The 26,187-nt window shown below is 38.7% G+C and carries 21 protein-coding genes; 20 read left to right on the forward strand and 1 reads right to left on the reverse strand.

The genetic code is table 11. The features are described from left to right. Nucleotides 1-32 precede the first annotated feature (32 nt). The 10 genes from CGC58_RS10880 (at nt 33) to CGC58_RS10930 (ending at nt 12,960) form a co-directional block, all read left to right on the forward strand. On the forward strand, nt 33-695 hold the full coding sequence (locus CGC58_RS10880) for a ClpP family protease (RefSeq protein WP_095896727.1): 663 nt from the start codon (nt 33-35) through the stop codon (nt 693-695). Between the two features lie 3 nt (nt 696-698). Further along, complete coding sequence (clpX, locus tag CGC58_RS10885) at nt 699-1,931, forward strand: ATP-dependent Clp protease ATP-binding subunit ClpX (RefSeq protein ID WP_095896728.1); 1,233 nt, start codon at nt 699-701, stop codon at nt 1,929-1,931. Nucleotides 1,932-2,022: 91 nt separating this feature from the next. Beyond that, entirely contained in the window at nt 2,023-2,985 is a 963-nt protein-coding gene (locus tag CGC58_RS10890) for a type I phosphomannose isomerase catalytic subunit (protein ID WP_095896729.1), read from the forward strand. A 272-nt stretch (nt 2,986-3,257) separates the two neighbouring features. Beyond that, nucleotides 3,258-4,208 carry a D-2-hydroxyacid dehydrogenase gene (locus tag CGC58_RS10895; protein ID WP_095896730.1) on the forward strand — a complete coding sequence of 317 codons (951 nt, stop codon included), beginning with the start codon at nt 3,258-3,260 and terminating at the stop codon, nt 4,206-4,208. Nucleotides 4,209-4,251: 43 nt separating this feature from the next. Then, the gene (locus CGC58_RS10900) at nt 4,252-4,884 is read left to right on the forward strand and encodes a DUF937 domain-containing protein (RefSeq protein ID WP_095896731.1); all 633 of its coding nucleotides are present in this window, start codon (nt 4,252-4,254) and stop codon (nt 4,882-4,884) included. A 101-nt stretch (nt 4,885-4,985) separates the two neighbouring features. Next, the gene (locus tag CGC58_RS10905) at nt 4,986-5,432 is read left to right on the forward strand and encodes a nucleoside deaminase (protein ID WP_095896732.1); all 447 of its coding nucleotides are present in this window, start codon (nt 4,986-4,988) and stop codon (nt 5,430-5,432) included. A 9-nt stretch (nt 5,433-5,441) separates the two neighbouring features. After that, nucleotides 5,442-7,292, forward strand: a complete 1,851-nt coding sequence (locus CGC58_RS10910; protein ID WP_095896733.1) for a hypothetical protein — start codon at nt 5,442-5,444, stop codon at nt 7,290-7,292. A gap of 330 nt (nt 7,293-7,622) precedes the next feature. Then, nucleotides 7,623-9,851: a TonB-dependent receptor family protein gene (locus tag CGC58_RS10915; protein WP_095896734.1), complete on the forward strand. Its 2,229-nt coding sequence runs from the start codon at nt 7,623-7,625 to the stop codon at nt 9,849-9,851. 678 nt (nt 9,852-10,529) lie between these two features. Continuing rightward, complete coding sequence (locus CGC58_RS10925; protein ID WP_198540731.1) at nt 10,530-12,269, forward strand: TrkH family potassium uptake protein; 1,740 nt, start codon at nt 10,530-10,532, stop codon at nt 12,267-12,269. Nucleotides 12,270-12,276: 7 nt separating this feature from the next. Then, nucleotides 12,277-12,960, forward strand: a complete 684-nt coding sequence (locus CGC58_RS10930) for a potassium channel family protein (protein ID WP_095896736.1) — start codon at nt 12,277-12,279, stop codon at nt 12,958-12,960. A 173-nt stretch (nt 12,961-13,133) separates the two neighbouring features. Here the strand turns inward: CGC58_RS10930 and CGC58_RS12750 are convergent, their stop codons facing one another. Beyond that, nucleotides 13,134-13,496 carry a hypothetical protein gene (locus CGC58_RS12750; RefSeq protein WP_157909256.1) on the reverse strand — a complete coding sequence of 121 codons (363 nt, stop codon included), beginning with the start codon at nt 13,494-13,496 and terminating at the stop codon, nt 13,134-13,136. Nucleotides 13,497-13,713: 217 nt separating this feature from the next. Between CGC58_RS12750 and CGC58_RS10935 the strand changes: the two genes are divergently transcribed. The 10 genes from CGC58_RS10935 to CGC58_RS10980 all read left to right on the forward strand — a co-directional run bounded on the left by CGC58_RS10935 (nt 13,714) and on the right by CGC58_RS10980 (nt 26,185). After that, nucleotides 13,714-17,076 carry a SusC/RagA family TonB-linked outer membrane protein gene (locus CGC58_RS10935; RefSeq protein WP_095896737.1) on the forward strand — a complete coding sequence of 1,121 codons (3,363 nt, stop codon included), beginning with the start codon at nt 13,714-13,716 and terminating at the stop codon, nt 17,074-17,076. A 322-nt stretch (nt 17,077-17,398) separates the two neighbouring features. Next, the gene (locus CGC58_RS10940; protein WP_095896738.1) at nt 17,399-17,725 is read left to right on the forward strand and encodes a GIY-YIG nuclease family protein; all 327 of its coding nucleotides are present in this window, start codon (nt 17,399-17,401) and stop codon (nt 17,723-17,725) included. A 145-nt stretch (nt 17,726-17,870) separates the two neighbouring features. After that, a complete protein-coding gene (locus CGC58_RS10945) occupies nt 17,871-19,382 on the forward strand; it encodes a RagB/SusD family nutrient uptake outer membrane protein (RefSeq protein ID WP_095896739.1) in 1,512 nt (503 codons plus the stop codon). 88 nt (nt 19,383-19,470) lie between these two features. After that, complete coding sequence (locus CGC58_RS10950) at nt 19,471-20,397, forward strand: hypothetical protein (protein ID WP_095896740.1); 927 nt, start codon at nt 19,471-19,473, stop codon at nt 20,395-20,397. 94 nt (nt 20,398-20,491) lie between these two features. Beyond that, nucleotides 20,492-21,595, forward strand: a complete 1,104-nt coding sequence (locus CGC58_RS10955) for a putative zinc-binding metallopeptidase (protein WP_157909108.1) — start codon at nt 20,492-20,494, stop codon at nt 21,593-21,595. 127 nt (nt 21,596-21,722) lie between these two features. Next, entirely contained in the window at nt 21,723-21,926 is a 204-nt protein-coding gene (locus tag CGC58_RS10960) for a hypothetical protein (RefSeq protein ID WP_157909257.1), read from the forward strand. Between the two features lie 32 nt (nt 21,927-21,958). Further along, nucleotides 21,959-23,002 carry a DUF4302 domain-containing protein gene (locus CGC58_RS10965; protein WP_095896742.1) on the forward strand — a complete coding sequence of 348 codons (1,044 nt, stop codon included), beginning with the start codon at nt 21,959-21,961 and terminating at the stop codon, nt 23,000-23,002. Between the two features lie 40 nt (nt 23,003-23,042). After that, nucleotides 23,043-23,636: a hypothetical protein gene (locus tag CGC58_RS10970; RefSeq protein WP_095896743.1), complete on the forward strand. Its 594-nt coding sequence runs from the start codon at nt 23,043-23,045 to the stop codon at nt 23,634-23,636. Nucleotides 23,637-23,685: 49 nt separating this feature from the next. Beyond that, nucleotides 23,686-24,861, forward strand: a complete 1,176-nt coding sequence (locus CGC58_RS10975; protein ID WP_095897214.1) for a DUF4856 domain-containing protein — start codon at nt 23,686-23,688, stop codon at nt 24,859-24,861. Between the two features lie 241 nt (nt 24,862-25,102). After that, nucleotides 25,103-26,185, forward strand: a complete 1,083-nt coding sequence (locus CGC58_RS10980; protein WP_095896744.1) for a fibronectin type III domain-containing protein — start codon at nt 25,103-25,105, stop codon at nt 26,183-26,185. Nucleotides 26,186-26,187: the final 2 nt, after the last annotated feature.

The raw sequence follows: 26,187 nt of genomic DNA on the forward strand, positions 1-26,187 counted from the left end.
CTTTTCAGCTAATATAAAAATCAATAAAACCTATGAATTACAAAAACGAATTTAAAAAATACGCCATCAAAAAGCACGGTGTAAATAGTTTATACTATGATAAAATTGTAGCGAGTATGACTCCGTACATTATGGAGGAACGCCAGCTGAACGTGACTCAAATGGACGTTTTTTCCCGATTGATGATGGATAGAATTATCTTTATGGGAACGGAGGTTCATTCACAGATGGCGAATATAATACAGGCTCAGCTATTATTTTTGGAAAGTTTGGATAGCTCAAAAGATATTCAAATTTATATAAATTCACCTGGAGGAGAGGTTTACGCTGGCTTAGGAATCTATGACACGATGCAGTTCATTAAGCCTGATGTAGCAACAATTTGTACGGGAATGGCGGCTTCTATGGGGGCGGTGCTTTTGTGTGCGGGGGCCGAAGGAAAACGTTCTGCATTGCCACACGCTCGCATAATGATTCATCAACCTTCAGGAGGAGCTCAAGGTGTAGCTACTGATATGGAAATCAATTTGAAAGAAATGCTTAAGATAAAGAATGAGCTTTACGAAATCATCGCTAAACACTCAAGACAGTCTTTTGAAAAGGTGTACGAAGATTCGGAGCGTGATTATTGGATGAAAGCGGAGGAAGCTAAAGCATACGGAATGATTGACGAGGTTCTCGTTCGAAAAGCATAGAAAATGGCGAAAAAACAAGAAGATAATTATTGTTCATTTTGTGGTCGTCCTGAAGCTGAAACAGAATTGCTCGTCAACGGATTAGAAGCAAGAATCTGCAATCATTGCATTGAGCAAGCTCACGGAATTCTTCTGGAAGAACTGAATTTCAGAACGGAAAGCAGCAATTTTTCAAAAGAGGATATCACACTAAAAAAACCACAAGAAATAAAAGAATTTCTTGACCAATACGTTATAGGTCAGGATTTTACTAAAAAAATTCTTTCAGTAGCGGTTTACAATCATTACAAACGTTTGCAACAACCTGATAATGAAGATAATGTAGAGATACAGAAAAGTAACGTGATAATGGTAGGCGAAACGGGAACCGGTAAAACGCTTGTAGCCAAGACTATAGCTAAGTTACTGAATGTTCCGTTGGCAATTGTTGATGCTACCGTTTTAACCGAGGCAGGTTACGTGGGAGAAGACGTGGAAAGCATCCTTTCACGATTATTGCAAGCTGCTGATTATGATGTTTCTAAGGCTGAAAAAGGAATTGTTTTCATTGATGAAATAGACAAAATTGCACGAAAAAGTGATAATCCGTCCATAACTCGTGATGTTTCAGGTGAGGGAGTGCAACAAGGATTGTTAAAATTGTTGGAAGGCTCTATCGTGAATGTTCCGCCAAAAGGTGGACGAAAACATCCCGACCAAAAGTACATTGAGGTAAATACAGAACATATTCTTTTCATTGCAGGAGGAGCTTTTGATGGTATTGAACGACTGATTTCCAAGCGACTAAATATGCAAGCGGTGGGTTATAATTCATCAAAAGGAGGAACTATTGACAGAAAGAACTTGATGCAATATATCATTCCGAAAGATTTAAAAGATTTTGGCTTGATTCCTGAAATTATTGGGCGTTTGCCAGTTCTTACTTATATGAATCCGCTTGATAAACATACTTTGCGAATGATTCTGACCGAACCCAAGAATGCCATCATTAAGCAATATAAAAAATTGTTTGAAATGGACGGAATCAAGTTTGAAATAAAAGAGGAAGCACTTGATTTTATCGTAGAAAAAGCGATGGAGTACAAGCTCGGGGCACGTGGGCTTCGTTCACTTTGTGAAAGTATTTTGACTGATGCAATGTTTGAGTTACCAAGTTCTGACGCACAAGAATTGGTGGTAACTAAAAAATATGCCGAAGAAAAACTTAATAAATCAGGATTACAAATAATTTCATAACTGTAAGAAACTCAAGGTTCAAAATGCTGAACTTTGAGTTTTTTTATTTCTTAAGATTTAAAAATAGTAATTACTTATAAAAAATTAATTTATGTATCCAATAAAATTTAATCCTATTCTTAAAGAAAGACTTTGGGGGGGAACAAAACTAAAAACGTTATTTAACAAACCAATTGAAACGGATATTACCGGCGAAAGCTGGGAAGTTTCTGCGGTTAAGGGAGATATCTCGGTAGTTGCAAATGGTAAATTTTCAGGAAAAACATTGCAGGAACTTATTGATTTATATCCGAATGAGTTACTTGGAAAACACGTTTATCAAAAATTCGGAGCTGATTTCCCAATTCTGATAAAATTCATTGATGCTCGTGAAGATTTGTCAATACAAGTTCATCCAAATGATGAATTAGCTAAAAAAAGACACGATTCTTTTGGGAAAACTGAAATGTGGTATGTAATGCAAGCCGACGAAGGGGCGGAACTCATCGTGGGATTCAACAAAAATGTAACTAAGGAAGAATATCAGCAACATCTTGATAATGGGACGCTTACCGACATAATGAATTATGAAAAGGTAAATGAAGGAGATACTTTTTTCATCAACACGGGTAAGGTTCACGCTATTGGGGGCGGCATCATTATCGCAGAAATTCAGCAAACAAGTGATATAACGTATCGCGTGTATGATTTCAATCGCAGAGATAAAAATGGAAATTTGCGAGAACTCCACACCGAACAAGCTCTTGATGCAATTGATTATCAGAAGAAAGATGATTTCAAGGTAAGTTATCCGAAATCTGAAAACACAACCAACGCAATGGTGAATTGCCCGTATTTTATTACAAATTACTTGAAACTGACGCAAAATTTTGAGAAAGAAATCGGCTCGGAGGATTCTTTCCATATTTATATGTGTGTGAAGGGTAGTGGAACTCTTTCAGATGGTAAAGTAGAACTATCTGTAAAACAAGGAGAAACTGTTTTATTTCCGGCAAGTTGCCAAAAAATGTATGTAAATACAAATGGAATGGAACTATTGGAAGTAAGATTATAGTCGGAATAAAATTTTTAAATAAAGAGGAGGTGTAAAGCACATCACAAAGTAGTTTAAATTAGTGTTAGTGGCGTATTTTTGATTAAAAATTACAGAATTTTAATTAGAAATACGCTTTTTCTATTCTTTTGAATCTTCTGAAAAAAGGAGTTTATGAATTGGAAAATAATGGAAATGTTTTAAAAACAAATTCTCGAAAAAGGAGTGTCTTTTAGCAGAAAAATAGTATTTTTGCCTTTCTATTAATGAAAAAATAAAAGGGATTAAAAAAGATGAGAATACTTGCAAATGATGGGATTTCTGAATCAGGGAAGCAACATCTGGAGGAAAACGGATTTGAAGTAATTACAGTAAAAGTAGCTCAAAATCAGTTAGTAAATTATATTAATCAACACAATATTGATGTTCTTTTAGTACGCTCGGCAACAAAAGTAGGGAAGGATATTATTGAGGCTTGTCCTTCTTTAAAATTAATTGGTCGTGGGGGAGTTGGGCTGGATAATATTGATGTTGAATACGCAAAAAGCAAGAATATTCACGTGATTAATACGCCGGCTTCTTCGGCAAATTCCGTAGCTGAGTTGGTTTTCGCACATTTGTTTTCGGGAGTGCGTTTCTTGCACGATTCTAACAGAAATATGCCTTTGGAAGGAGATACGCAATTTAGTCAGTTGAAAAAACTATATTCTAACGGAACGGAACTTCGAGGGAAAACCTTAGGAATTATCGGTTTTGGAAGAGTTGGTCAGGCGGTGGCTCGCATAGCCATAGGATTGGGAATGAATGTAATAGCATACGACCCTAACGTAAAAGAGGCTGAAATAGAACTTTCTTTCTTTGATGATAGAAAAGTTTCTTTTTTAATAAAAACAATTGAAAAAGAAACGGTTTTGGAACAATCCGATTTTATTACAGTAAATTCTCCTGTACAAGAAATGTATGTCATTGATGCAGAGGAATTTGATATGATGAAGGAAGGCGTGGGAGTGATAAACTCGGCTCGTGGTGGAGTAATTTCGGAAGAAGCACTGCTTGAGGCATTGGAAAGTGGAAAGGTAAGTTTTGCAGGATTAGATGTGTTTGAAAATGAGCCAACTCCATCAATCAGATTGTTAATGCATCCTAATGTTTCGTTAACTCCGCATATTGGCGCTTCAACCGTTGAGGCTCAGGGTAAAATTGGCACAGAATTGGCGGAACAAATTATCAAATTACTCAAATAGATTTGATAAATAAAATAGATAATAATTTTAAAAATTGATAAAAATGGCGGGAATTTTAGACTTTTTGGGAGGAGATAATCTCCAAAAAATTATTGACGGAGTTAGCAAGCAAACGGGAGTTTCTTCCTCACAAGCTTCTTCTGTGATTGAAATGGCAGGACCTTTGCTAATGGGTGCAATGCAGAACAATAGTTCAGGCGAAGGTGCTACGGGATTGTTGAATGCTTTGCAAAGTAGTAAACACGACGGAAGCTTGCTGGATAATCTTGGTAGTCTTTTTGGTGATGGCGTTAGCAGCGATGTTACTAAAGATGGAGCAGGGATTTTGGGGCATTTGTTGGGAGGAAAAGAGTCAGCCGTGGCAAATGCAATTAGCACCAAAACGGGAGTTTCTTCTTCAAATGTTGTTCAGATTTTACAATCATTGGCTCCGGTTTTGATGAGTTTTTTAGGTAAAAAAGTTTCGGACAATAATGTTTCATCGGCTAACGGATTGGGAGATTTATTATCAGGATTTTTAGGAAATAACAGTAACGTTGGCGGAATGTTAAAATCGTTATTGGATTCTAACGGAGATGGAAATGTTATGGACGACCTTGCTGGAATGCTCGGAGGAAAATCGGACAAAAAAGGAGGATTAGGTGACTTGCTTGGAGGATTTTTGGGAGGAAAATAATAAAAATATATAAAGAACAAATTGCATAAAATAGTTTGATTCTGTTCAGAATAAGAACATTATCAAGCTATTTTTATCTGATGAAAAAATAGAATTCAATTATGCTTCAATTATTTGATGATGAATATTTTATGAGAAGAGCTTTGCAGGAGGCAGAAAATGCTTTTGATGCAAATGAAATTCCTGTTGGGGCAATTGTTGTAGCTGACAATCAAATAATTGCCAGAGCGTATAATTTAACAGAACGCCTAACTGACGTAACGGCACACGCTGAAATGCAAGCAATTACAATGGCGTCGAGTTATTTGGGAGGTAAATATCTGAAAAACTGTACACTTTATGTTACTTTAGAGCCTTGCACGATGTGTGCAGGAGCTTTGTATTGGAGCCAAATTTCACGCGTAGTTTATGGTGCAAGTGATTCATTAAGAGGATTTACGGTGATGGGAGGGAAGCTTCACCCAAAAACAGAAGTCAAAGGAAATGTACTTGAGGAAGAATGTTCGCAACTTCTGAGGAGTTTTTTTGCAAATAAAAGAAAAAAGTAACAAACGATTATGAGTCGGAAATTATATCTTTTCATAGGGATTTTCTTTCTGGGGACGGCATTTTTGTTTCCTCAGGCAACCAATTCCTTGGATATAGTTAAAAAAGACTCTACTGAAATTCAGAAAGATAAAGATTTTTATAATCGGGTAAAGAGATATTTCAGAAAATACAAATTAACAAGAAATTTAGCTTCTTTCTTTTCGGATTCATCGAAAAAATCGCCGACTTCCAAACAAATTGAAAAAGAATCGAACCTGAATTATGCAAGTTATCAGGGGAAAATTATCCGAAAAATAGACATCATAACCTTAGACCCTTTCGGATTTGATGAGAAAGATTTATCAAAAACTCCTCAAAGAAAAATAGATATTTACGGAAATGCATTGCACGCAAAAACCAGAGCGAGAACCGTTAAAAAACAACTTCTTTTTTCGGAAAACAAACCAATGGATTCGTTGCTTTTAAAGGAATCGGAGCGTGTTTTGAGGGAACAGAATTATATCAGGCGTGTGCTTATTCGTCCTGTGGAAATTTCTTCTGTTTCTGATTCTGTTGATATTCAAGTTGTTACCTTGGATAGCTGGACGATGTTTTTCGCAAGTGATTTGACCGACAAAAGAGGATGGATACGCGTTAGCGAACAAAATCTTTTTGGGTTGGGGCACGAAGCGTACGTGTTGTACAGGCAGTATTTCAGAGGTTTTAGCGATAACGGAAAAGGATTCGGGTATCGTGCTAAAAACATTCAAAATACACACATTGATTTATTTGCTTCATATTATGGAGATTACGAAAATTTGTTTTCAAAAAATTTAGTTGCAGAAAGGCGTTTTTATTCTCCTTACACACGTTGGGCGGGAAAAATCGGGTATCACGAAAATCGGTATCACGAGGATATTTATCTGAAAGACAGTATGTATCATCCGCCTTTAAGAACGAAAATATTTGATGTGTACGGAGGATATGCCATACCGATGAAAAAAAATACTTTTGGTTCTGTCAATAATTTTATTATATCGGCACGCTATAAAAATTTGAATTATGCAGAAACTCCTCCTGATTATCTGAATATTGACAATTATTTTTCAGACGAACATTTGTTATTGTCGAAATTCAGTTTGAATAAAACAAACTTCGTTCAGGATAGATATATTTTCAAGCACGGAGACATTGAGGACGTAAACATTGGTCATTCTCTTTTTCTTACTTTGGGAACATTAAGGAAGAATGAGAAATTACATCCGTACTTCGGGCTTGGATTTTCGCTGGCGAAGTACACAACCAAAGGATATTATTCTTTAAACTTTGAAGCTGGAAGTTTGCTGATGAAAAATAATGTAAAACAAACTGTTTTTAAAGGAGAAAGCATTTATTTTTCGAATCTTTTTTCTTTGGGAGATTGGCATTTTCGGCAATTTTTCAAAACTTCTTTTGCGATTGGTTTAAACAGAAGTGCCCATCCTAAGGACAGAGTTAGCGTTAATCAAAAAGAAGGAATTTTAGGATTTTACAGTGATGTTTACGGAACTCGAAAGCTTGTTTTATCTTCACAAACACAGTCATATAGCCCGTTTAGTTGGCTCGGTTTTAGGTTTAATCCGTTTTTTAATGTAGATGTAGGCTTTTTAGGAAAAGAAAACAAGCCGTTTTTTAAAACAGATATTTATTCGAAGGTTGCCATAGGGTTCTATATATCAAATGATTACCTGATGTTTCAGAGTTTTCAATTTTCGTTGTGTTATTTTCCCAGAATACCTATGGAAGGAAATCATATCTTCAAAATCACGAACATACAAAATGATGATTTCAGACTGCAAACCTTTCAGTACAGACCTCCGAACACGGTAATTTATAAGTAAAAGCACATATCTTTTTTAACATTTTTGCTTCTTAACTTTTAGTTAAAACAGAAAAGTGTAATTATATCGTATTCTTTTGGAAAATAAGATAAAAATATTTTTTCCTGATTTATTTTTGGTATAAAAGAAATATTGTTTCAAAAAAAATGAATTTTATTTATATTTTTTATTTTATTACAACAGATTAATTTTCATAATAATTACATTATTATTTTGAAATTTTTAAGTAAAAATATAGTTTTTTAGGGGCAATTAATTTGGTTTTATTCTAAATTGATTTTACTTTTGCACTCGCAAAATTAATCTAAATAAAACCGAAACATTAATCATATGTGTCGTTATAAAATAAGTTCTCTTATGCTGTGTTTTGCTTTTGGTAGCCTTTTCGCTCAAGAAAAGGAACAAAAGAAAGACAGTATTCAGCAGCTGGAAGAAGTTGTAATCACTACCAACCAAATATTAGGAAGCAAATTTCAAGCACGTAATCGTACCGGGTCGGCGTATTATATTTCGCCTGCCGAAATTCAGAAGTTAGGCTATACTGATATCAACCGAATGCTTAAAGCCGTTCCCGGAGTCAATGTTTATGAGGAGGACGGTTACGGACTTCGACCCAATATCAGCTTGCGAGGAACTAAAGCCGAACGCAGCGAAAAGATAACCTTGATGGAAGATGGCATCCTGGCGGCTCCCGCTCCGTATTCCGCTCCTGCGGCGTATTATTTCCCGAATGCAGCTCGTATGAGTGCCGTTGAAGTACTCAAAGGAAGTAGCCAAGTGCAGTACGGACCCTTTACCACAGGTGGAGCTATCAATATGGTTTCTACGCCCATTCCTGCCAAGCGTTCCGGTAAGTTTAACGCTTCTTACGGAGTGAATAATACCTACAAAGCTCACGTTAATTTTGGAGATACACGCAAGCACATCGGTTATTTGGTGGAATATTTACGTTTCCAATCCGATGGATTTAAAAAATTCGCTGATGACCAAAGGGCAGGCTTCAAGCGGAACGACTTCATTGCAAAATTTATTGCCAAAACCGATAAGGAAGAAGGTGTAAATCATTCGGTTGAGTTTAAGTTCGGGTATGCCAATGAGGATAGCGACGAAACTTATGTTGGTTTGTCCGAAGCCGACTTCAAAATAAATCCTTATTTGCGTTACGCAGGTTCGCGTGTGGATAATATTACTACCAAACATCAGCAATGGGTGGCGACTTACGTGCTGAACATTTCTTCACTGATGAAAATCACCACGAACGCTTATTACAATACTTTTCACCGAAATTGGTATAAGCTCAATGACGTTCGCGTTGGGATAACTTCCGCAGAGAAACGCTCCGTAGGTCAGGTTTTGGACGACCCCGAAACGAATCACCTTTATTTTGATGTGCTAACGGGAAAAACGGACTATATCGGCGAGGGGCTTATCGTTCGTGCCAATAATCGTGATTATTTTTCCAGAGGAATTCAAACGAAATTCGATTATCATTTCTATCTCGGAGATGTTTTTATGGATGTAGAAGCAGGATTGCGTTATCACGCCGATGCGGAAGACCGTTTCCAGTGGGACGATGGCTATTCCATAAAGGGCGGACAAATGCAACTTTTCCTCGCGGGGATTCACGGTACGCAAGCCAATCGTATTACTTCGGCAAATGCTTTAGCCACTTATTTATTGAGCAAAATTACGTATCGTTCGCTGACTGTTTCTGCCGGACTTCGATATGAAGATGTTGATTTACACAAAAAAGATTATACCAAAGCCGATGTTCGTCGCTCCGGAAAGATACGCAGGGAGGTGGACAATCAAGCACGTGTGTTAATTCCCAGCCTTGGGTTGCATTACAAACTTACGCGTTCACTTTCAGTCTTTTCAGGAATACACAAAGGCTTTTCGCCACCAAGTGCAGGGCTGAACCAAAAGCACGAAAGCAGCATCAATTGGGAATTAGGTTCACGCCTGAATACCAATAATTTCACTGCTGAGGTTATTGGGTTTTACAATGCGTACAGCAATATGTTGGGAAGCGATTTGGCTGCGGCAGGAGGTTCGGGTACTTTGGAACAGTTCGATGTAGGGGAGGCAATGGTTCGCGGGGCAGAAGTGATGCTTCATTATCAACCGATACCCGCAGGAAATGCTTTGAAATTGCCTTTACAGCTTTCGTACACTTATACCGATACCGAAATGTTAAATTCTTTTGAGGAAAACACGTGGGGACGCGTATTTGTGGGCGATGAAATTCCGTATATCAACAAGCATAGTTTCAATGCCAGTTTAGGTGCTGAATATAAAGGCTTTGAACTGAATATCGGGGTGCGTTACAATGGCGATATGCGTACTGTTCCGGGGCAAGGTGTGTATGCCGAGCGTAATAAAGTGCCTGCACATACCATCATTGATGCTTCCGCTAAGGCACGCATTAACAAATATCTGACACTAACGGTAAATGCTGTGAATATCACCAATAAAACCTATTTGGTATCGCGACATCCGGCAGGCTTGCGTCCCGGTCATCCCTTTGGGGTTTATTCCGGAGTGATAGCCAAGTTTTAGTTTGTTAAGCACAGGACTTTCATAGGGACGGTGCTAAAATGTTCATAGTAATTTTTGATTTTTGCAGATATATCTAAATTCGATAACGAATAAGTGAGGGTTTGTTCTTTCATACTTAATGAGACATCCCCCAGCCCCCTTCAAAGGGGGATTTTCACGGGAATGCAATTTCGTTCATTGATTTTTTATAAGATTAGTCGTGTTTTAGCTAACTATTTTTTGATGCATAAGGATTTATGGGGTTCTGTAAGTCTGTCCATTCCCCCTTTGAAGGGGGATAAAGGGGGATGTTTTATTCCTTAAAAATCAAAACACCAATGAAATGATAAAAATAAAAAGTTACATTGGCAGAAACACCGATGAAACAACTAATATAAAATTGTATTTTGATTAAAACACGAGTGAAATACCAAAAATAAAATTTTACATTGGCAGAAACACCGATGAAACGACTAATGTAAAATTGTATTTTAGTCAAAACAGTGGTGAACCACCCATCGCAGACTCTGCGAAGGGCATTTCAGTAGTGAAACGGGCTTCGCCTAATTCAATTTTGATAGAAACACTAATGAAACAGACAAATATCAATTGATAATGACATAAAACACGAGTGAGGCAAGTAAATATCATTTGATATCCGAATAAAACATTGATGAAGAGAAGAAATTTCAATTAATAATGGAATATCCGATAAATAAAAGTAAACTAAAAACATTTTTCTTAGTCCTCCACATTCTTTTGGTGGTGGTGCTAATTGCCGACTACGGGTATTCGCTTCCGTTGTGGCTCGACTATTGTTTTTTGGGCTTTTATACATTTTCATTGGTGATTGCCATATTCTTTCACGCACTCAAATTGTACAGAAGTGAAGAAAGACATTTCCGAATTGACCTTCTTGACGGAATAAGCATCGCTTTTATTATCATTTGTTTATATGAACAGTTTATTGATGATGGCACAACATTGGTTGTTTCCGATTGGATGCGATGGGCTACGATACTTGTACTTATCAGGGGAGCTAATCTGCCCAAAATAGGTTACAAACGTTCGGTTTTAAATCCCGCCCAATTGTTCATCATCAGTTTTATAGGTCTTATTGGTGTAGGTACATTTCTTTTGATGTTGCCCAATTCCACTTACGGGGATATTTCGTTAGTAGATGCCTTATTTACTTCCACTAGTGCCGTTTGCGTAACAGGATTAAGTGTGGTGGATATCGGTACGTACTTTACCCGCTTTGGGCAAACTATCATTATGTTGCTCATTCAAGCAGGCGGACTCGGAATACTCACCTTTGCAAGTTATTTCAGCTATTTCTTCAAAGAGGGAGCCACTTATGAGAATCAAATTGCCCTTAGCGACATTACCGATTCTAAAAAAATTGGGGAAGTTTTCACTACACTACGCCGAATATTGGTCATAACCTTTACTGTGGAGATTATCGGGGCTTTTTTAATCTTCATCAATATTAATCCAAAACTTATTCCGCAGTTGGGAGAACGTATTTACTTCTCTATTTTCCATTCCGTTTCTGCATTTTGCAACGCAGGCTTCTCGACCTTGTCCAACGGAATGATGGAAGCAGGCTTTGTTACCAATTATCGCTTTCAGCTTACCATAATAACGCTGTTTGTGTTTGGAGGATTGGGTTTCCCGATTGTGATAAACACCCTGCGTTACTTAAAACATCTTATAAAAAGGTATTTTTTGTTTTTCGTTTACGGAAGAGACAATTACATTCCTTGGATATTGACACTCAGTAGCAAAATTAATCTTATTACCACCTCAATACTGATAGTGGCAGGTACGGGAATCCTTTACTTGAAAGAATATAGTTCCGCATTTGCCTCACATAGTGGCATTGGCAAGTTTGTAACGGCATTATTTACGGCGACGACACCTCGTACGGCGGGGTTTAATACGATTGATTTTAATCAATTGCAATTCTCGTCTATTATTCTCATCATTCTTTTGATGTGGGTTGGGGCATCGCCGGCTTCAACAGGAGGAGGTATAAAAACGAGTACTTTTGCCATCGGTACGCTGAATTTTTTGAGTTTGGCAAAGGGAAAGAAAAAAATAGAATTGTTTCGCAGGGAAATTGCCGACATTTCGGTACGGAGAGCCTTTGCCGTAATGTCGCTTTCGTTTATTGTTATCGGAGCGGGAATTTTTTTGATTTCTGACTTCGATAATAATATTGAATTGTTGGATATTGCTTTTGAATGTTTTTCGGCATATAGTACAACGGGGCTGAGTTTGGGCATCACGGGGCTTCTCAGCGATTCAAGTAAGGTAGTTTTGGTAGGAATGATGTTTGTCGGCAGGGTGTCGATGCTTACGATACTCATTGCGGTATTCAGAAAATCCAAAACATTAACCTATCGTTACCCGGGAGATGAAATATTAATTAATTAAGAAGAAAATGAAATTTATCATCGTAGGATTAGGCAATTTTGGGGCATCTTTGGCACAAAAGCTCACCAAGCAAGGCAATGAAGTAATTGGTGTGGATTCTAGTATGGCAAAGGTAACGGCGTTAAAGGATAAAATCTCGCATACTATCTGTCTTAATGCCACAGATGAGCAAACTGTGTCCGACCTTCCGTTAAAAAACACCGATGTAGTGATTGTAGGTATCGGGGAAGACCAAGGGACGAACGTTTTGGTGAGTGCTTTGTTCAAAAATTTGGGAGTTAAGCGTTTGATTAGCCGTTCGATAAATTCTTTACACGAAAAAATACTTCGTGCCATCGGCGTTGATGAAATTGTACGTCCTGAGGAGGAAACCGCCGAACGTTGGACAAAGAAATTAACCCTTAAAGGCGTGGTGGATTCCTTTGAGTTGAATAAAAATTATAGCATTGTTGAGGTGAAAACGCCCCGAATTTTTGTAGGCAAAACCATTGAGGAGGTTGGTTTCAGAGCCAATTATAATATTGTGATTCTTACTATTTTGAGTCAGTCCGAAAAGACTTCGTTTTTGGGTAAAACCAAAACGATTACCAATGTTCAGGGTATTCCCGACCCACAAACACGCCTGCGAGAAGATGATATTTTGGTGGTTTACGGTTTCAACAACGACCTTTATGCCTTTATGAAAGCATAACAATGTTAATAACATCGAAAAATAAACGATATAAAATTGTATTTTGATTAAAACACGAGTGAAACACCAAAAATAAAAAGTTACATTGGCAGAAACACCGATGAAACTACTAATGTAAGATTATATTTTTATCAAAACACTGATGAAATGGGCTTCGCCTGATTTGGTTTTTGTTAAAACAGAGGTGAATCACTCATCGCAGACTCTGCGAAAGGCATTTCAGTGGTGAAACGGGCTTCGCCTAATTCAATTTTGATAGAAACACTAATGAAACAGACAAATATCAGTTGATAATGGAGCAAAACACGAGTGAGGAAAGTAAATATCATTTGATATCCAAATAAAACATTGATGAAGAGAAGAGATATCAGTTGATAATGGCATAAAACACTGATGAAAAGCGTAAATATCAAATGATAATGGATAGAAGCGGTAATGCAGAAATTGAAAATAAATAATTTAGGAAAGAACAATGCAATGTATTGATAAATATTTATGAAATCGGAAAAAGAAACCAATGATGGGTATAGAGTCATATGGCTAACTTGCAATAATTTGTCGTTATAATTCCCTCTTTGAAGGGAGATAGGGGGATGTCCTTTTTAGTATGACATTCTGAGTTTTTTCACGAATACTCACTTTCGGAGGTTTCCTCTTTCAAAGGAGAGTTTTACGACTTGACAATTTGAAGTGAATTAGCTATATAATATAAATTCGATAATATCAAATAACAAACAACAAAAGTTATCATTTATGAATCAATCAATGATAAAGAAACTATTATACACTATATTTTTACTTTGCTCGCAATGGGCAATAGCACAACAAGAAGTAACGGGTACTGTGGTGGACAATCAGGGAATGCCACTATTGGGGGCGACCGTCATCGTAAAGGAAAGAAACGTAGGGGTAACCACCGATATCGACGGGAAATTCACCACAAAAGCCGAAAACGGACAAACCTTAGTGGTAAGTTACATCGGGTTTCAGACCCAACGCGTAAAAATTACCGCTTCCACAATGCATATCGTACTAAAAGAGGATGTGCAGGAGCTTGATGCCGTAGTGGTTACGGGCTATCAGAAGATAAAAAGCCGTGTCTTTACAGGGGCATCGGCATCGGTAAAGATGGAACAAGTGAAAATGGACGGCGTGGCGGACGTGTCGCGTATGCTCGAAGGTCGTGTAGCAGGACTTTCCATTCAGAACGTAACGGGAACCTTTGGTTCCGCTCCGCGTATTAACATTCGTGGGGGGGCTTCCATCATCGGAAATGTGCAACCGCTGTGGGTCATTGACGGAGCGGTATATGAAGATTTGGTTTCATTAACGCTCGACCAATTGGTGTCGGGTGATGCCGTTACGCTTATCAGTTCCGCCATTGCAGGGCTTAATGCGGCTGATATTGAAGATATTCAGGTGCTGAAAGATGCTTCGGCGACTTCGGTGTATGGGGCAAGAGCCTTGAACGGCGTGATTGTCGTTACCACCAAAACCGCCAAACGCGATACGCCCAACCGAATAACCTATTCGTACGAACAGAGTTTCCGTCAGATACCTTCTTACAAGGATTACGATTTGCTCAACTCACAGGAAACAATGTCGGTATATCAGGAATTGGCAAACAAAGGCTATTTCAGTTTGCGAGATGCCCTTTATGGCAGACGCAGTGGCATTTATTATCAATGGTACAAAGGCATCAGCACAATTAACCCTAATACAGGAACCTATTATTATGAAAATACCGAAGACGCCAAACGGGCTTTCTTCAAAGAACGCGAATACGTCAATACGAATTGGTTCAATCATCTATTCACAATTAACCCCATTCAGCAACACACTTTGACTTTTTCAGGCGGAGGAAAAAATACGACTACTTACGCTTCATTAGGATTGTTTAACGACAAAGGTTGGACGATTACCGACCGCGTACAGCGTATCACCGCCAATCTCAAAAGTACGTTTTTCATCACGGACGATTTCAAAACTACGCTTTCCGTACAAGGAAATATGCGAAACCAAAAAGCTCCTGGGACTTTTACCCAACGCAAAAACACGACCATAGGTTCGTTCGAGCGAGATTTCGACATCAATCCGTTTTCGTACGCTTTGGGAACTTCGAGAACCTTACGACCACGCACAAACGATGGCAAGTTGGAATATTATCGCAATAACTGGGCTGCGTTTAATATTTTAAACGAATACGAAAACAATTATCTTGACATCAATCTGTTGGACTTCAAAATACAGGCAGAGGCTTCTTACAAAATCAACAAAGATTTGGAAGCTACGGCGTTGCTTTCCACGCGTCAGGCTTCGACAAGTTCGGCACATTTCATCAAAGAACCTTCCAACGTGGTACAGGCATTCCGTGCCAACGAAACTCCTTGGGTGGCTCAGCAAAACATCTATTTGATAAAAGATAAAGACAATCCGCTGTCGCAACCTAAAATAGGACTTACGCACGGAGGGATTTTCAACAAAACCGAAACCACGCTGAAAAGCTATCAGGCTCGTATGGCGTTGGATTATAACAAATCGTTGGGCGAACACGACATTAAAGCCTTCGGATTTGCCGAAATGCGTTACGCCGACCGCACCGTGAATCCTTTTCAAGGATATGGGATTCAGTACGACAAAGGAAATCAGATATTTACCAATCCGTTGATTTTTCAAAAATTGATTGATGAAGGCAATGATTATTTTGCGTGGTTGGAGCGTTACGACCGAGGGCTTACGTTTTCACTCAGTGGTACTTACGGATATAAGGGCAAGTATATTTTCAATACGGTGCTTAACTACGAGGGGTCGAATACGGCAGGAAAAAACAGCCGTTCGCGTTGGCTACCTACGTGGAATGTCGGCGGAAAATGGAACATTGACCAAGAGGATTTTATGAAAGACCAAAAGTACTTTTCAACCCTTGCTTTCCGACTTAGTTACGGGCTTACCGCCAAGATGAACGAACAGGCAATTAACTCCAATGCGGTATATAAAAACGTGATTCTGAATCGTTTTCATTTCAAAGACCGCGAGAATGCGTTGCGTATTTTGCACTTGGAGAATCGCGACCTTACTTGGGAGAAAATGTACGAACTGAATTTGGGTATCGATGCCGGATTTTTCAACAATCGCCTGAGTGCTACCATTGATATTTATCAACGAAATTCGTTTGATTTGATAGACCTTATCCGAACTTCGGGCGTGGGTGGGCAGTACTACAAATATGCTAACTTTGGCGATATGCGTACGCGAGGCGTGGAATTGGCACTCAACTCCAAAAACATCTTGACCGATGATTTCAAATGGACGACCAACTTCACCATAAGTTATATGAATCAGAAGATTACAAGGCTTTTGAACACGCCTAACACGTTCGATATGGTGGCAGGAGCAGGACGCGGAAATATTGTCGGTTTTCCGAAAGGGTCGCTCTTTTCGTTCAACTATCAAGGCTTGAACAATTACGGATTACCAACGTTTGATTTTGGATTGTATCCGCTTAATGACAGAGCTTACGGAAATATTGTAGGGGCGGACTTTTTAGATGCACAATACTCCAAATCGTATTTGATTTATCACGGGTCTATTGAGCCGAATGTCAATGGCGGATTGTCCAACACGTTTCATTACAAGAATTGGGAGTTTTCGTTTTTCGTAACGGCACAAGCGGGGAATAAAATTCGTTTGAATCCGTCTTTCGACCCTACTTTTGCTGATTTGAATGTATTTTCAACCGAGTATTACAATCGTTGGGTAGCCCCTGGCGATGAATGGCGAACCGAAGTTCCTGCATTGCCTTCACAGGATTTAATCCGACTTATTGGCGAGGAGAACATTGAAAAGGCGTACAATACGTATAACTATTCGCAAAACCGAGTAGCTGACGGAAGTTTTGTGCGTATGAAAAACATTTCGCTGGGGTATAACGTTCCTGAAAATGTGATTAAACGTTACAAAATGAAGTCGCTAAACGTTCGCGGACAGATAACCAATCCGTTTTTGATATATTCGGATAGTCGTCTCAAAGGACAAGACCCTGAGTATTATCGCTCAGGCGGAGTATCGCTCCCCACTCCCAAACAATTTACCCTGACGGTGAATGTTGGGTTTTAGGGAGGATTGATATAAAAAGAAGAAAGTATGATGCCTTAAAAGAATGGGATATTTCTGTCAGGCTGAGCGAAGTCGAAGCCTTGTTTGGAGGCTTCGTTACGTACTCTGCTTTCGCAGACTTTGCTCAGCCTTTTTTACTACATTTTTCGAGAAGAAGTAAGGAGTAATAGGAATTATAGAATAAGTAGTTTTGAATGGAGATTTTGAGGTAAAAACTTTGGGAATTATGTTGAGTGGAAATTCTGGGTGTAAGTTTGTGCAAAGATTTTGAGTATCAGGCTGAGCGAAGTCGAAGTCCCTTTCCTAAATAAAACAATTGAAAATGAAACTTTATTTTGTTTATATATTGAGATGTGCAGATAATTCCTATTATACAGGAGTTACCAACAATTTGGAAGAGCGTTTTAGGCAACATCAAGAGGGATATGACACGAGTGCTTATACTTTTTCTCGTCGTCCTGTTGAATTGGTATATTATGCAAATTTTAATGATATAAATCAAGCAATTGCGTTTGAAAAGCAAGTAAAAGGTTGGAGTAGAAAGAAAAAAGAAGCGTTGATAAATGAAGATTGGGGAAAAATAAAAGAATTATCTGTTTGTAGGAATGAATCGCATTTTAAGAATAATGGTAACAACTTGTCTGAATAGAAGTTAGTATGTCAAGCTGAGCGAAGTCTGCGAGAGCAGAGTATGTAACGAAGTCTTGTTTGGAGGCTTCGACTCCGCTCAGCCTGACAATCGGGGCATATTAATTAAATGAAATAATTATTTCGATAAAAATAAAAACAATACTATGAAATCAATCATAAAAATAACGTTAGCAAGCGTACTTTTGGCATCGTGTCAAGGTTTTTTGGATAAAGACCCTGATTCGTCGCTCAATGTAGCTATTGATTCGGAGGAGAAAATTGCCGAGTTGCTGGCAGGGGCTTATCCTGAGGCGAGTTATTTTGCTTTCCTCGAAGCCCGAACCGATAACGTATCCGAGCGAATCAACGGTGTACATTCTCGACTGAATGAAGCGATGTATTTTTGGGAAGATTATGACCAAGAAGATTTGGACACGCCTCTGAACTACTGGAATGCTTGTTACGCAGGGATTGCACAGGCGAACAAGGCTCTGGAATTGTTGGCTTCGTACCCCAAAACAGAAAGGGTAAAGGCTTTGTACGGAGAGGCGTTTTTGCTTCGGGCGTACTTGCATTTTATGTTGGTCAATATCTGGGCAGAACCCTACGGAACGCAGAAAGCACAGCAAAGCCCTGGTATTCCGTATCTTACCAAACCCGAAAAACACGCTTTGGTGGATTACAAACGAGGCACGGTTGCTGAGGTATATGAAAAAATCGAGAAAGATTTGAAATTGGGCGTATCGTTGGTCAATGACGATTATTACAAAAATCCGAAATTTCACTTTAATAAAAAAGCAGCATATGCCTTTGCTTCAAGGTTTTATCTGATAAAGGGAGAATGGGATTTGGTCATCGAATACGCTAACTATGTGCTGGGTGCCGACTCCAAGCAGGTGCTTCGTAATTGGGCAGCTTATGAGCGAAAAATACGATTCAATCGCAAGGCACTCTACAAAGAATACACGCACACGGAAGACCCTGCCAATCTGTTGCTTACCGCTACCGAATCAAGAATACAACGCAATATATTAAACGAAAAATACGGAGTAACAGGAGCTACGGTACGTAATATTTTCTATTCCAAAGGAATTGACGGTTGCGGTGAGGCGGGTAAAAACCTGAATCTTATAACTACGTATTTATTTTCATCGTCGGAAGATGCCATTACAAACGGATTGTACATCGCTAAGTTTGATGAATTGTCATTGTTCGGAAGTACGGGAACGCGTCCGAAGGGATTGTACGTAACTAACGTGCTGTTTTCCACCGATGAAGTGTTACTAAACCGAATGGAAGCCTACGCAATGAAACGCGAGTACGACAAATCCATAGACGACCTGCTTGACTATTGGAGAGGGAAATACGGAGGAGCGTCTTTGTCCTGTCCCAGAGATGCTTACACTACCGTAGATAGTAAATATTACGAGACTTACACGCCTTTTTATGGTATGACACTAAAACAATTGGCACTTATTAAAATCATTGTGGATTTCCGTCAGAAGGAGTTTCTGCACGAAGGGTTGCGTTGGTTCGATATTCGCAGGTTTTACATTCCTGTGAGCCGAAGCAGTAAAAATGCAATATATCGTCCGCTTGAAAAGGAAGATCCGCGTAAATTGTTGCAAATCCCTGCCGAAGCCATCAATCGAGGGTTAGAGCCCAATCCAAGATAATATTGTAGGGAAAAGATATATCTTTTCCGTTTTCTAGAATGAAAATTTAATTTGAAAGATAAATAATATGTGATAATTCAATGGAATTATGAATATAGAACAGAAAATAAAAAATTTTAATTTACTGAAAGGATATTCGCAAAATTTGATAGACATACCATATGAAACTATATATGATATTCTGAAAGAAATTGGAATACCTATTTGTGAGGCTAAATTAAAAAAAGGAACTTTTATTGACAGAGCAAGAAAAAATAATGAAATAAAGTTATTTGAAAAGATAGAACAATTAGGGTATATTAAAGATGCAAATGTAATTAGTACAAAAATGCGAGATTATGGTAGGGCTAATTTGCCTCACCAAGTGATGTTTTATGGGGCAATACCTTCTGAGATGAAAGAACAAAGAGGAATAGCTATTGCAGAAACATCTGATTTGTTTAGAAATTTTGAACGAGATTGTTTAGAAGGAGAATTATATACATTAAGTCGTTGGGAAGTTTTAGAGGACTTGAATGTTTGTGAGATAGTTTTTTCTGACGAAGCATTAAAATATAATAGATATGTTAGAGATAGTTATGAAAAACAACAATCTTTTTTAAATCAAATAGAATTAACAGAGGAAGAAAAGAAATTTCATTTAGATTTGTTGAAATTTATAAGCAATCAATTTTCGAAAATAGTAAAAAATAAGAACGAATATAAGATAAGTGTAGCCTATACAAATTTAGTATTAGACGAATGTCCAAGTATTAAGGGAATAGTTTTTCCAAGCGTACAAACTCAATTTTTAGGAATTAATGTTGTACTGACACCTGATAATGCTGATAAGTATTTAAAACCTATCCTTTGTACAATGCATAAATTATATAAAAAAGGATCCAATTTTTTGATTGCTAATGAGGGATATTATTGCGAAGTGAAAGATAATGAATATACTCTTGATTGGCAATATAATGAAGAAAAGACAGGTGTAATTCCTAATAGTGAGATAATAAGAAATTTAACTAATTGAATTTTGTAAACTGTATAGGAATCTAAAAAAATTTTTTTGATAGAGTTACAGACAAAAGTTTTTCCGTTTGAAAACATAAATGAATAACAAACATATGATGAAAAAAATATATATCGTAATATCAATGGCGTTGTTGGGGTGTTCCCAAGAAAAACTTTCCGACCAAAGCGTGGTGGAAGCCAATATTGTGCAACGCAATTACACCGAATTAGATACGTGGATACGCAATGAACTCACGCTACCGTATGGCATTGAGGTGGATTATCGATGGAACGGAAACACTGCTCAGAAAGGAAGTTATACCTATCCGCCTGAGGCTGAAAATGTTCAAAAGATGTTGGAAGCCATTAAGTTTTTGTGGCTCGAAACCTATACGCTCAACAATGTGGGAGGAAGCCATTTTATGAAGGAGAAAAACCCGATTAAGATTTATATGTACGGCGGAAAAAATTTGGACGCTCACGGTGTGGAACTACTTGCGAATCACACGGGTACTACCGCCGAGATGTTTCTGTACAACGTCAATGATTTCGACCCGAAGGATTACGAAAAAGTATATGTGCTGATGCGTAGCGTACATCATCAGTTTGCCAAACGATTGATGGAATTGCTTCCGTATGAGCGGGATAAGTTCGCATTGATTAGCAGTGGATATGTGTCTGATTCCAAGGATCTTCCAAGTAAAGAGCCTATCGGAAGGTATATCAAAAAAATATCCGATTGTAGTCGTGATAAAGACAATACAGGGTTCACTTACGTGATTTCGTCCGAGCAGGATTACCAACAAGCACGTTTGGGGTTTTTCAGCGTAGGGAAATCCATCCGAACCAACGAAAAGTTGTATAGCTCTGATTGTGAGGTGGCACGTACTTCCGATGTTATCCTAACCGAAGGAGCAATAGCCAATCGCCGCGGATTTTTTACCATTCACTCAATGCTTTCCCCCGAAGATGATTTTGCTGAAATTGTAAGTGCTTATCTCACACATAGTTCTAAGGAAATTACCGATGCCATTACCCTCGGAGGTACTTCCATTAGTGGTACGGCAGACGAAGAGCAAGAGGTTCGTGTAGCCAAGGAACAATTACTTAAAAAACAGGCGTTTGTAGAGGAATATTTTAAAAAAGAAGTAAAAATCAACCTCAAACGGATGCAGCTTTTGAGTGTACAACGTATCAAATCATTCGTAAACAGATAATTTTTTGATATTTTTGAAAGAAAGGAAGTAAAAAAGCGACCGTATGAAGTAAAAAGATGTCGGTACGAAGCAAAAAGAAGTCGGTACGGAGTAAAAAGGCGACCGTATGGAATAAAAAATAAATAGTATGACGTTTTTTGAGGATTTGAAAATGGAAGGTGATGTAAAAAGTATGATGCCCTTAAAAAAAAGAAGTGTTTTTGTCAGGCTGAGCGTAGTCGAAGCCTTATCATTACAGGGCTTCAATGCACATACTCAGCTCCAAGTCTTCGCTGACTTTGCTCAGCCTGACAATCAAAACCAGCATCATACTTTTTATAACACAACCTGAAAATGTTTATTGAATTTTAAAGTTAAGTTTTAATGAAAAGATATTTATTTTTGATAGTTTTGGTGGGAATGATTTCCTGTAAGAAAGAGGAGCCTTCGGAAGTATCGCCTTCTGACAGAAATTTGCAGAACATCAAGGCGTTACGTAAAGAACTGACCGAAGCTCCGTATGGTTGGAAGGTGCTTTATTTTCCGAAAACCGATTCGCTGTTGTTTGCTAACAAAGATGAAATTTTGGAAAAAGACCCCTTGTTTCGTGAGCGTTACGGCTATGGCGGATTTTATTTCCTGATGAAATTTGATGATAAAGGAACCGTGCAAATGCGTGCCGATTATGACAGTAAATCAATGGTGGAAACCAAAGAAAGTGAGTTTGAAATCAAGCAAAACACCTTTACACAGCTTAGTTTCACCACCTTTAATTACATTCATCACTTGGTAAACGACCGATTTTCAGGAAATTCTGATTTTATGTACGCAGGAAGAGATTTTGAAAATAATTTGGTTTTCAAAACAGCTTCGTACATTGAACCAGCTCGGGAGTATGTCGTTTTTGAAAAATTGAAGTCGCCAATTGATTGGGAAGATACTCGCAATACAACCGATAATGCACTTACGGAATCTTACAAAAACCGAAAGATTTTCGAACAGATGAAAAATCCGCAGGTGGTAATCCGCAAAGGAAGTCGTATTTTCTTTCAAAGCGATATGATTGTTCGTAGTACACGTGGAACGCCTCAGTATAACCAATTTCTGAGAGAAATCATCGAAAAGCGGTACTATTTGTTTCGTTTCAATAAAAAACCAGACCTTGTAAATCCGCGAATAGCCAAAGAAAGTACTGGATTGGGGTCGGGATACGTGGGAACGGAGCAGGGGCTGACCTTCCGCACGGGGCTTCGTTATACGGAGAAGTATATTTTTCGCGATTTTGAACGTCGGGGTGATAAATTTGTATGCGAATTGGTGAAAGTGTATGACCCGATTCTTAAACGGGAAATGTATGTGAGCAAACATCTTTATCCCGATGGCGAACCCACCTATTTTGTGGCGGAAATTATCGATGAGCAAATGTAAGGGAGATAGATATTACACCAAAAAAGAAATTTTTAGATAAATGAAAAATGTAAAATATGTATTGTTGGCAGGTTTACTCGGATTTTTTTCCTGTAATGTAAAAGACAGCGACCCTGTGGAGGAGGATTACGAAAAGTTGTTTCCCCTCAAACCCATTGAAAAGCCCGAAAACGCCTATGAAGATATGAGGATACGCATTTGCAATCCTGATGAGGCATTGCAAAATTACCGCTATCCAGGGGTAACGCTTGAAAATCAGCGGGAATATGAAATTACCCTCAAATGCAGGTATCGTGAAGAACGGGCTGCTACAAAATCGCGTTACGTGGTGCGGTTTGTTGCAGCGGATAAAAGCATACAAACCGTTGGGAGTGATGCTTCTGATAACTCGTTGAATTTCACTATGGAAAAAGACAAAGAATTTGTGTTTACTTACAAAGTGAAGTCTGGTTTTCCGATGTATCTTTCGGTGAATGGGATTGGCGACAGAGGGTCGGGGGTAAACGCCAGTATTACGGCGGTTTCCGATGACGGATTGGTGGTCGTTCCTGTGTTAAGCGTTGAACAGAACCAAAATAGCGAAGGACCTAACAGAATTCCGCAACCTTATTGCGAGTATATTATTCTGCCGTAGTTGATTGATTTTTAGTTTGATTTGTGTAACGGAGGAAAAACAAAACGAAATGCGAAAATATACATTATTTACAATGCTTTTGATGCTCGTCGCTTGTAATAAGGGCGAAGGCGAAACGGTGGAATCGGCATATTTGGAACCGCTTCCGCCTGAATATAAATACAGCTTTTCCCGTAACGGAAGTAGCAGTGTGGATTTGCTTGAGTGTAATTTACTTAAAGAACCGTTGGACGTGTTGTACGACAGTTATTTGAAAGAAGCAAGAATAATGAATCAGGCAGATTATCAAGTAGTTTTCAGATACTATAACGACGGGATTTACAGCCATTTAAAACCCAAAGAGGAAGTTGCCAAATCGGAATTGCATCGAGCCAATCGGGAAGCGATTCAAAAAGATTTGACCGATTTTATCGAAACTTCTGCCCGAATCGGGGGCTACGGCACAGAAAATCCTTCTGATATTCGGCGACAAGCATTGCGACAAGGGCGAACGGGCTACATTGGCAACAATATCGGCGATGTAAACTTAGCTTTTGCCGATGAAAAAGGAATTGTGGTGGCGGAAGCGTTTCGTTATGCCGTTTTTGGGGCAATTTATTTGGATAAGGTGCTAAATTATCATCTTAATGAAAGTTTTCTCAGCGATGAGACGCTTCGCAAGAAACACGAAGATGTTGTGCTTCCTCCTGGGCGAAATTACACTGAGTTGGAGCATCATTGGGATTTGGCGTACGGATATTACACCTTTTTGCGTCCGTTGGTGCGAGCCGAAGGGATTCCCTTGCTCAAAAACAGCGAAGTACGTATTTTTAACGCATTTGTGCAAGGACGCATCGAATTGGAACGATACCGCTATGAGGATATGAAGCAACATCTTCACATTATTCGGGAGGAACTCTCACGAGCCATTGCCATTCGCACGATGAACATTTTGATTGGGGAGAATACCCTTGCCAATTTAGACGAAAGAGGCGGATACGCATTCCCTTTTATTTCAAGGGCTTATGGGCTTATTTATGCGTTACAATTTGCCCGAAATCCACAGGGAGAACTTTACTATTCTCGGGAGGAAGTACAACGTCTTTTGCAACAGTTTCTACTCGGAAACGGATTGTGGGACAAACAGCGTTTACTTTCTAACGCTCAAACACAAGGCTCGTTAAAGCACATCGCTACGGAAGTGGGCAAACCTTTTGGCATTTCAATTGAGCAGATTAAGAGGTAAAAGATAGTGTAAATTCAAATGATTTGTAAGGTAAATTAGTATAGGTATTATAAGTGATTGACAATCAGTTAGGACGTGGCTCGTCAGTTCGAGTGTTTTTCTGTAGCGTTAGCGAAAGAAAAATGTATCGAGAACTTTCAGGGAATAAAATCACTTCTCGATACAAACTTTATCTTCGTTGGCACTGCGATAAAATTCACTCGAAGTGACGTGTAACAGAAATTACAGAAATACGATAAATATGAAACGAATACTTATAACATTGCTTTTGGGGCTTTCGTGGATTGCCCAAGCACAGGAAAATTTAATCCCTAACGGAGGATTTGAGGAATATACTCTGGGGAAAAAGCCCAAAAATTGGAGTTTTTCAAACAATATATTTTTTAGAAATGATGATTTTGGGAATGAACAGGCACGTTCGGGGCAATATTGTCCTAAATTGTATGCCAATGCAGGTCAATTTTATGTGATTGATGACAATTACAGTTCGGCAGCGATTGATGTTCAAGAGGGAGCAACTTATCTGCTAACGTATTGGTACAAAGGCACAATAAATCGTGAGAATATGGAACTTGTAGTAAGTTGGTATAACAGTTCCAGTGCTTCTCCTATAAAAAGAGATTCCAAAGGAAAAGTAACTCCCAAAGCCTCAGAATGGACAAAACGCGAGGTGGAACTTACTGTACCTATTGGGATTACCAAAATGGGAGTGGCTTTTGTAATGAGTCGTTCCAGTGGGAGTGGCCATATTATGATAGATGATGTTTCATTAGTGTATAAGGGCGACACAGGAGGAGGAAATACGCAATTATCTGCTCCAACTCGTTTTCAGGTTCAGACCTTCCAGCGGGAAGCTCTTCTGTCGTGGGATAAGGAAGCCGACCCCCAATTGCAATGGGAAGTTGTGGTAGATGCACAAGCTCCGCAACGTGTCGTTACCAATTCGTTTTTAGTAAGAGGTTTGGAACCAGAAACCAACTACACGTTCAAAGTAAGAGCTGTGAAGGGAGCCAATGCGTCCGAATATACCAACCACATTACCAAAGGAACACAATCAATGCAGTACGGTATCAATGACATTAGGCGTGTTCCGCACTTGCGTACGCTTAACGATGATGGTATTTGTAAGCAAACGATTGATTTGTTTTACAATGACTTGGCTGATGCTTCTGCCAGAATTACCTATTTTGTAAACGGAAAAGAAGTACAACCCAACGGCGACCAGCTTACCTTCCCCCAAAAAGGAAAACAGAAGTTTAAAATCATTATAATTGAAGCCGTTGACCGTCAATGGGAAATAGAATATGATTTGGAAGTTCAGTAATA

It is taken from the genome of Capnocytophaga stomatis (assembly GCF_002302635.1).
GTDB lineage: Bacteria > Bacteroidota > Bacteroidia > Flavobacteriales > Flavobacteriaceae > Capnocytophaga > Capnocytophaga stomatis.

What these genes read in the sequence shown, in the direction of transcription:
- CGC58_RS10880 (WP_095896727.1), top strand. Translation starts at nt 33, where the DNA reads ATGAATTACAAAAACGAATTTAAAAAATACGCCATCAAAAAGCACGGT.
- clpX (WP_095896728.1), top strand. Translation starts at nt 699, where the DNA reads ATGGCGAAAAAACAAGAAGATAATTATTGTTCATTTTGTGGTCGTCCT.
- CGC58_RS10890 (WP_095896729.1), top strand. Translation starts at nt 2,023, where the DNA reads ATGTATCCAATAAAATTTAATCCTATTCTTAAAGAAAGACTTTGGGGG.
- CGC58_RS10895 (WP_095896730.1), top strand. Translation starts at nt 3,258, where the DNA reads ATGAGAATACTTGCAAATGATGGGATTTCTGAATCAGGGAAGCAACAT.
- CGC58_RS10900 (WP_095896731.1), top strand. Translation starts at nt 4,252, where the DNA reads ATGGCGGGAATTTTAGACTTTTTGGGAGGAGATAATCTCCAAAAAATT.
- CGC58_RS10905 (WP_095896732.1), top strand. Translation starts at nt 4,986, where the DNA reads ATGCTTCAATTATTTGATGATGAATATTTTATGAGAAGAGCTTTGCAG.
- CGC58_RS10910 (WP_095896733.1), top strand. Translation starts at nt 5,442, where the DNA reads ATGAGTCGGAAATTATATCTTTTCATAGGGATTTTCTTTCTGGGGACG.
- CGC58_RS10915 (WP_095896734.1), top strand. Translation starts at nt 7,623, where the DNA reads ATGTGTCGTTATAAAATAAGTTCTCTTATGCTGTGTTTTGCTTTTGGT.
- CGC58_RS10925 (WP_198540731.1), top strand. Translation starts at nt 10,530, where the DNA reads ATGGAATATCCGATAAATAAAAGTAAACTAAAAACATTTTTCTTAGTC.
- CGC58_RS10930 (WP_095896736.1), top strand. Translation starts at nt 12,277, where the DNA reads ATGAAATTTATCATCGTAGGATTAGGCAATTTTGGGGCATCTTTGGCA.
- CGC58_RS12750 (WP_157909256.1), bottom strand. Translation starts at nt 13,496, where the DNA reads ATGACTCTATACCCATCATTGGTTTCTTTTTCCGATTTCATAAATATT.
- CGC58_RS10935 (WP_095896737.1), top strand. Translation starts at nt 13,714, where the DNA reads ATGAATCAATCAATGATAAAGAAACTATTATACACTATATTTTTACTT.
- CGC58_RS10940 (WP_095896738.1), top strand. Translation starts at nt 17,399, where the DNA reads ATGAAACTTTATTTTGTTTATATATTGAGATGTGCAGATAATTCCTAT.
- CGC58_RS10945 (WP_095896739.1), top strand. Translation starts at nt 17,871, where the DNA reads ATGAAATCAATCATAAAAATAACGTTAGCAAGCGTACTTTTGGCATCG.
- CGC58_RS10950 (WP_095896740.1), top strand. Translation starts at nt 19,471, where the DNA reads ATGAATATAGAACAGAAAATAAAAAATTTTAATTTACTGAAAGGATAT.
- CGC58_RS10955 (WP_157909108.1), top strand. Translation starts at nt 20,492, where the DNA reads ATGATGAAAAAAATATATATCGTAATATCAATGGCGTTGTTGGGGTGT.
- CGC58_RS10960 (WP_157909257.1), top strand. Translation starts at nt 21,723, where the DNA reads ATGACGTTTTTTGAGGATTTGAAAATGGAAGGTGATGTAAAAAGTATG.
- CGC58_RS10965 (WP_095896742.1), top strand. Translation starts at nt 21,959, where the DNA reads ATGAAAAGATATTTATTTTTGATAGTTTTGGTGGGAATGATTTCCTGT.
- CGC58_RS10970 (WP_095896743.1), top strand. Translation starts at nt 23,043, where the DNA reads ATGAAAAATGTAAAATATGTATTGTTGGCAGGTTTACTCGGATTTTTT.
- CGC58_RS10975 (WP_095897214.1), top strand. Translation starts at nt 23,686, where the DNA reads ATGCGAAAATATACATTATTTACAATGCTTTTGATGCTCGTCGCTTGT.
- CGC58_RS10980 (WP_095896744.1), top strand. Translation starts at nt 25,103, where the DNA reads ATGAAACGAATACTTATAACATTGCTTTTGGGGCTTTCGTGGATTGCC.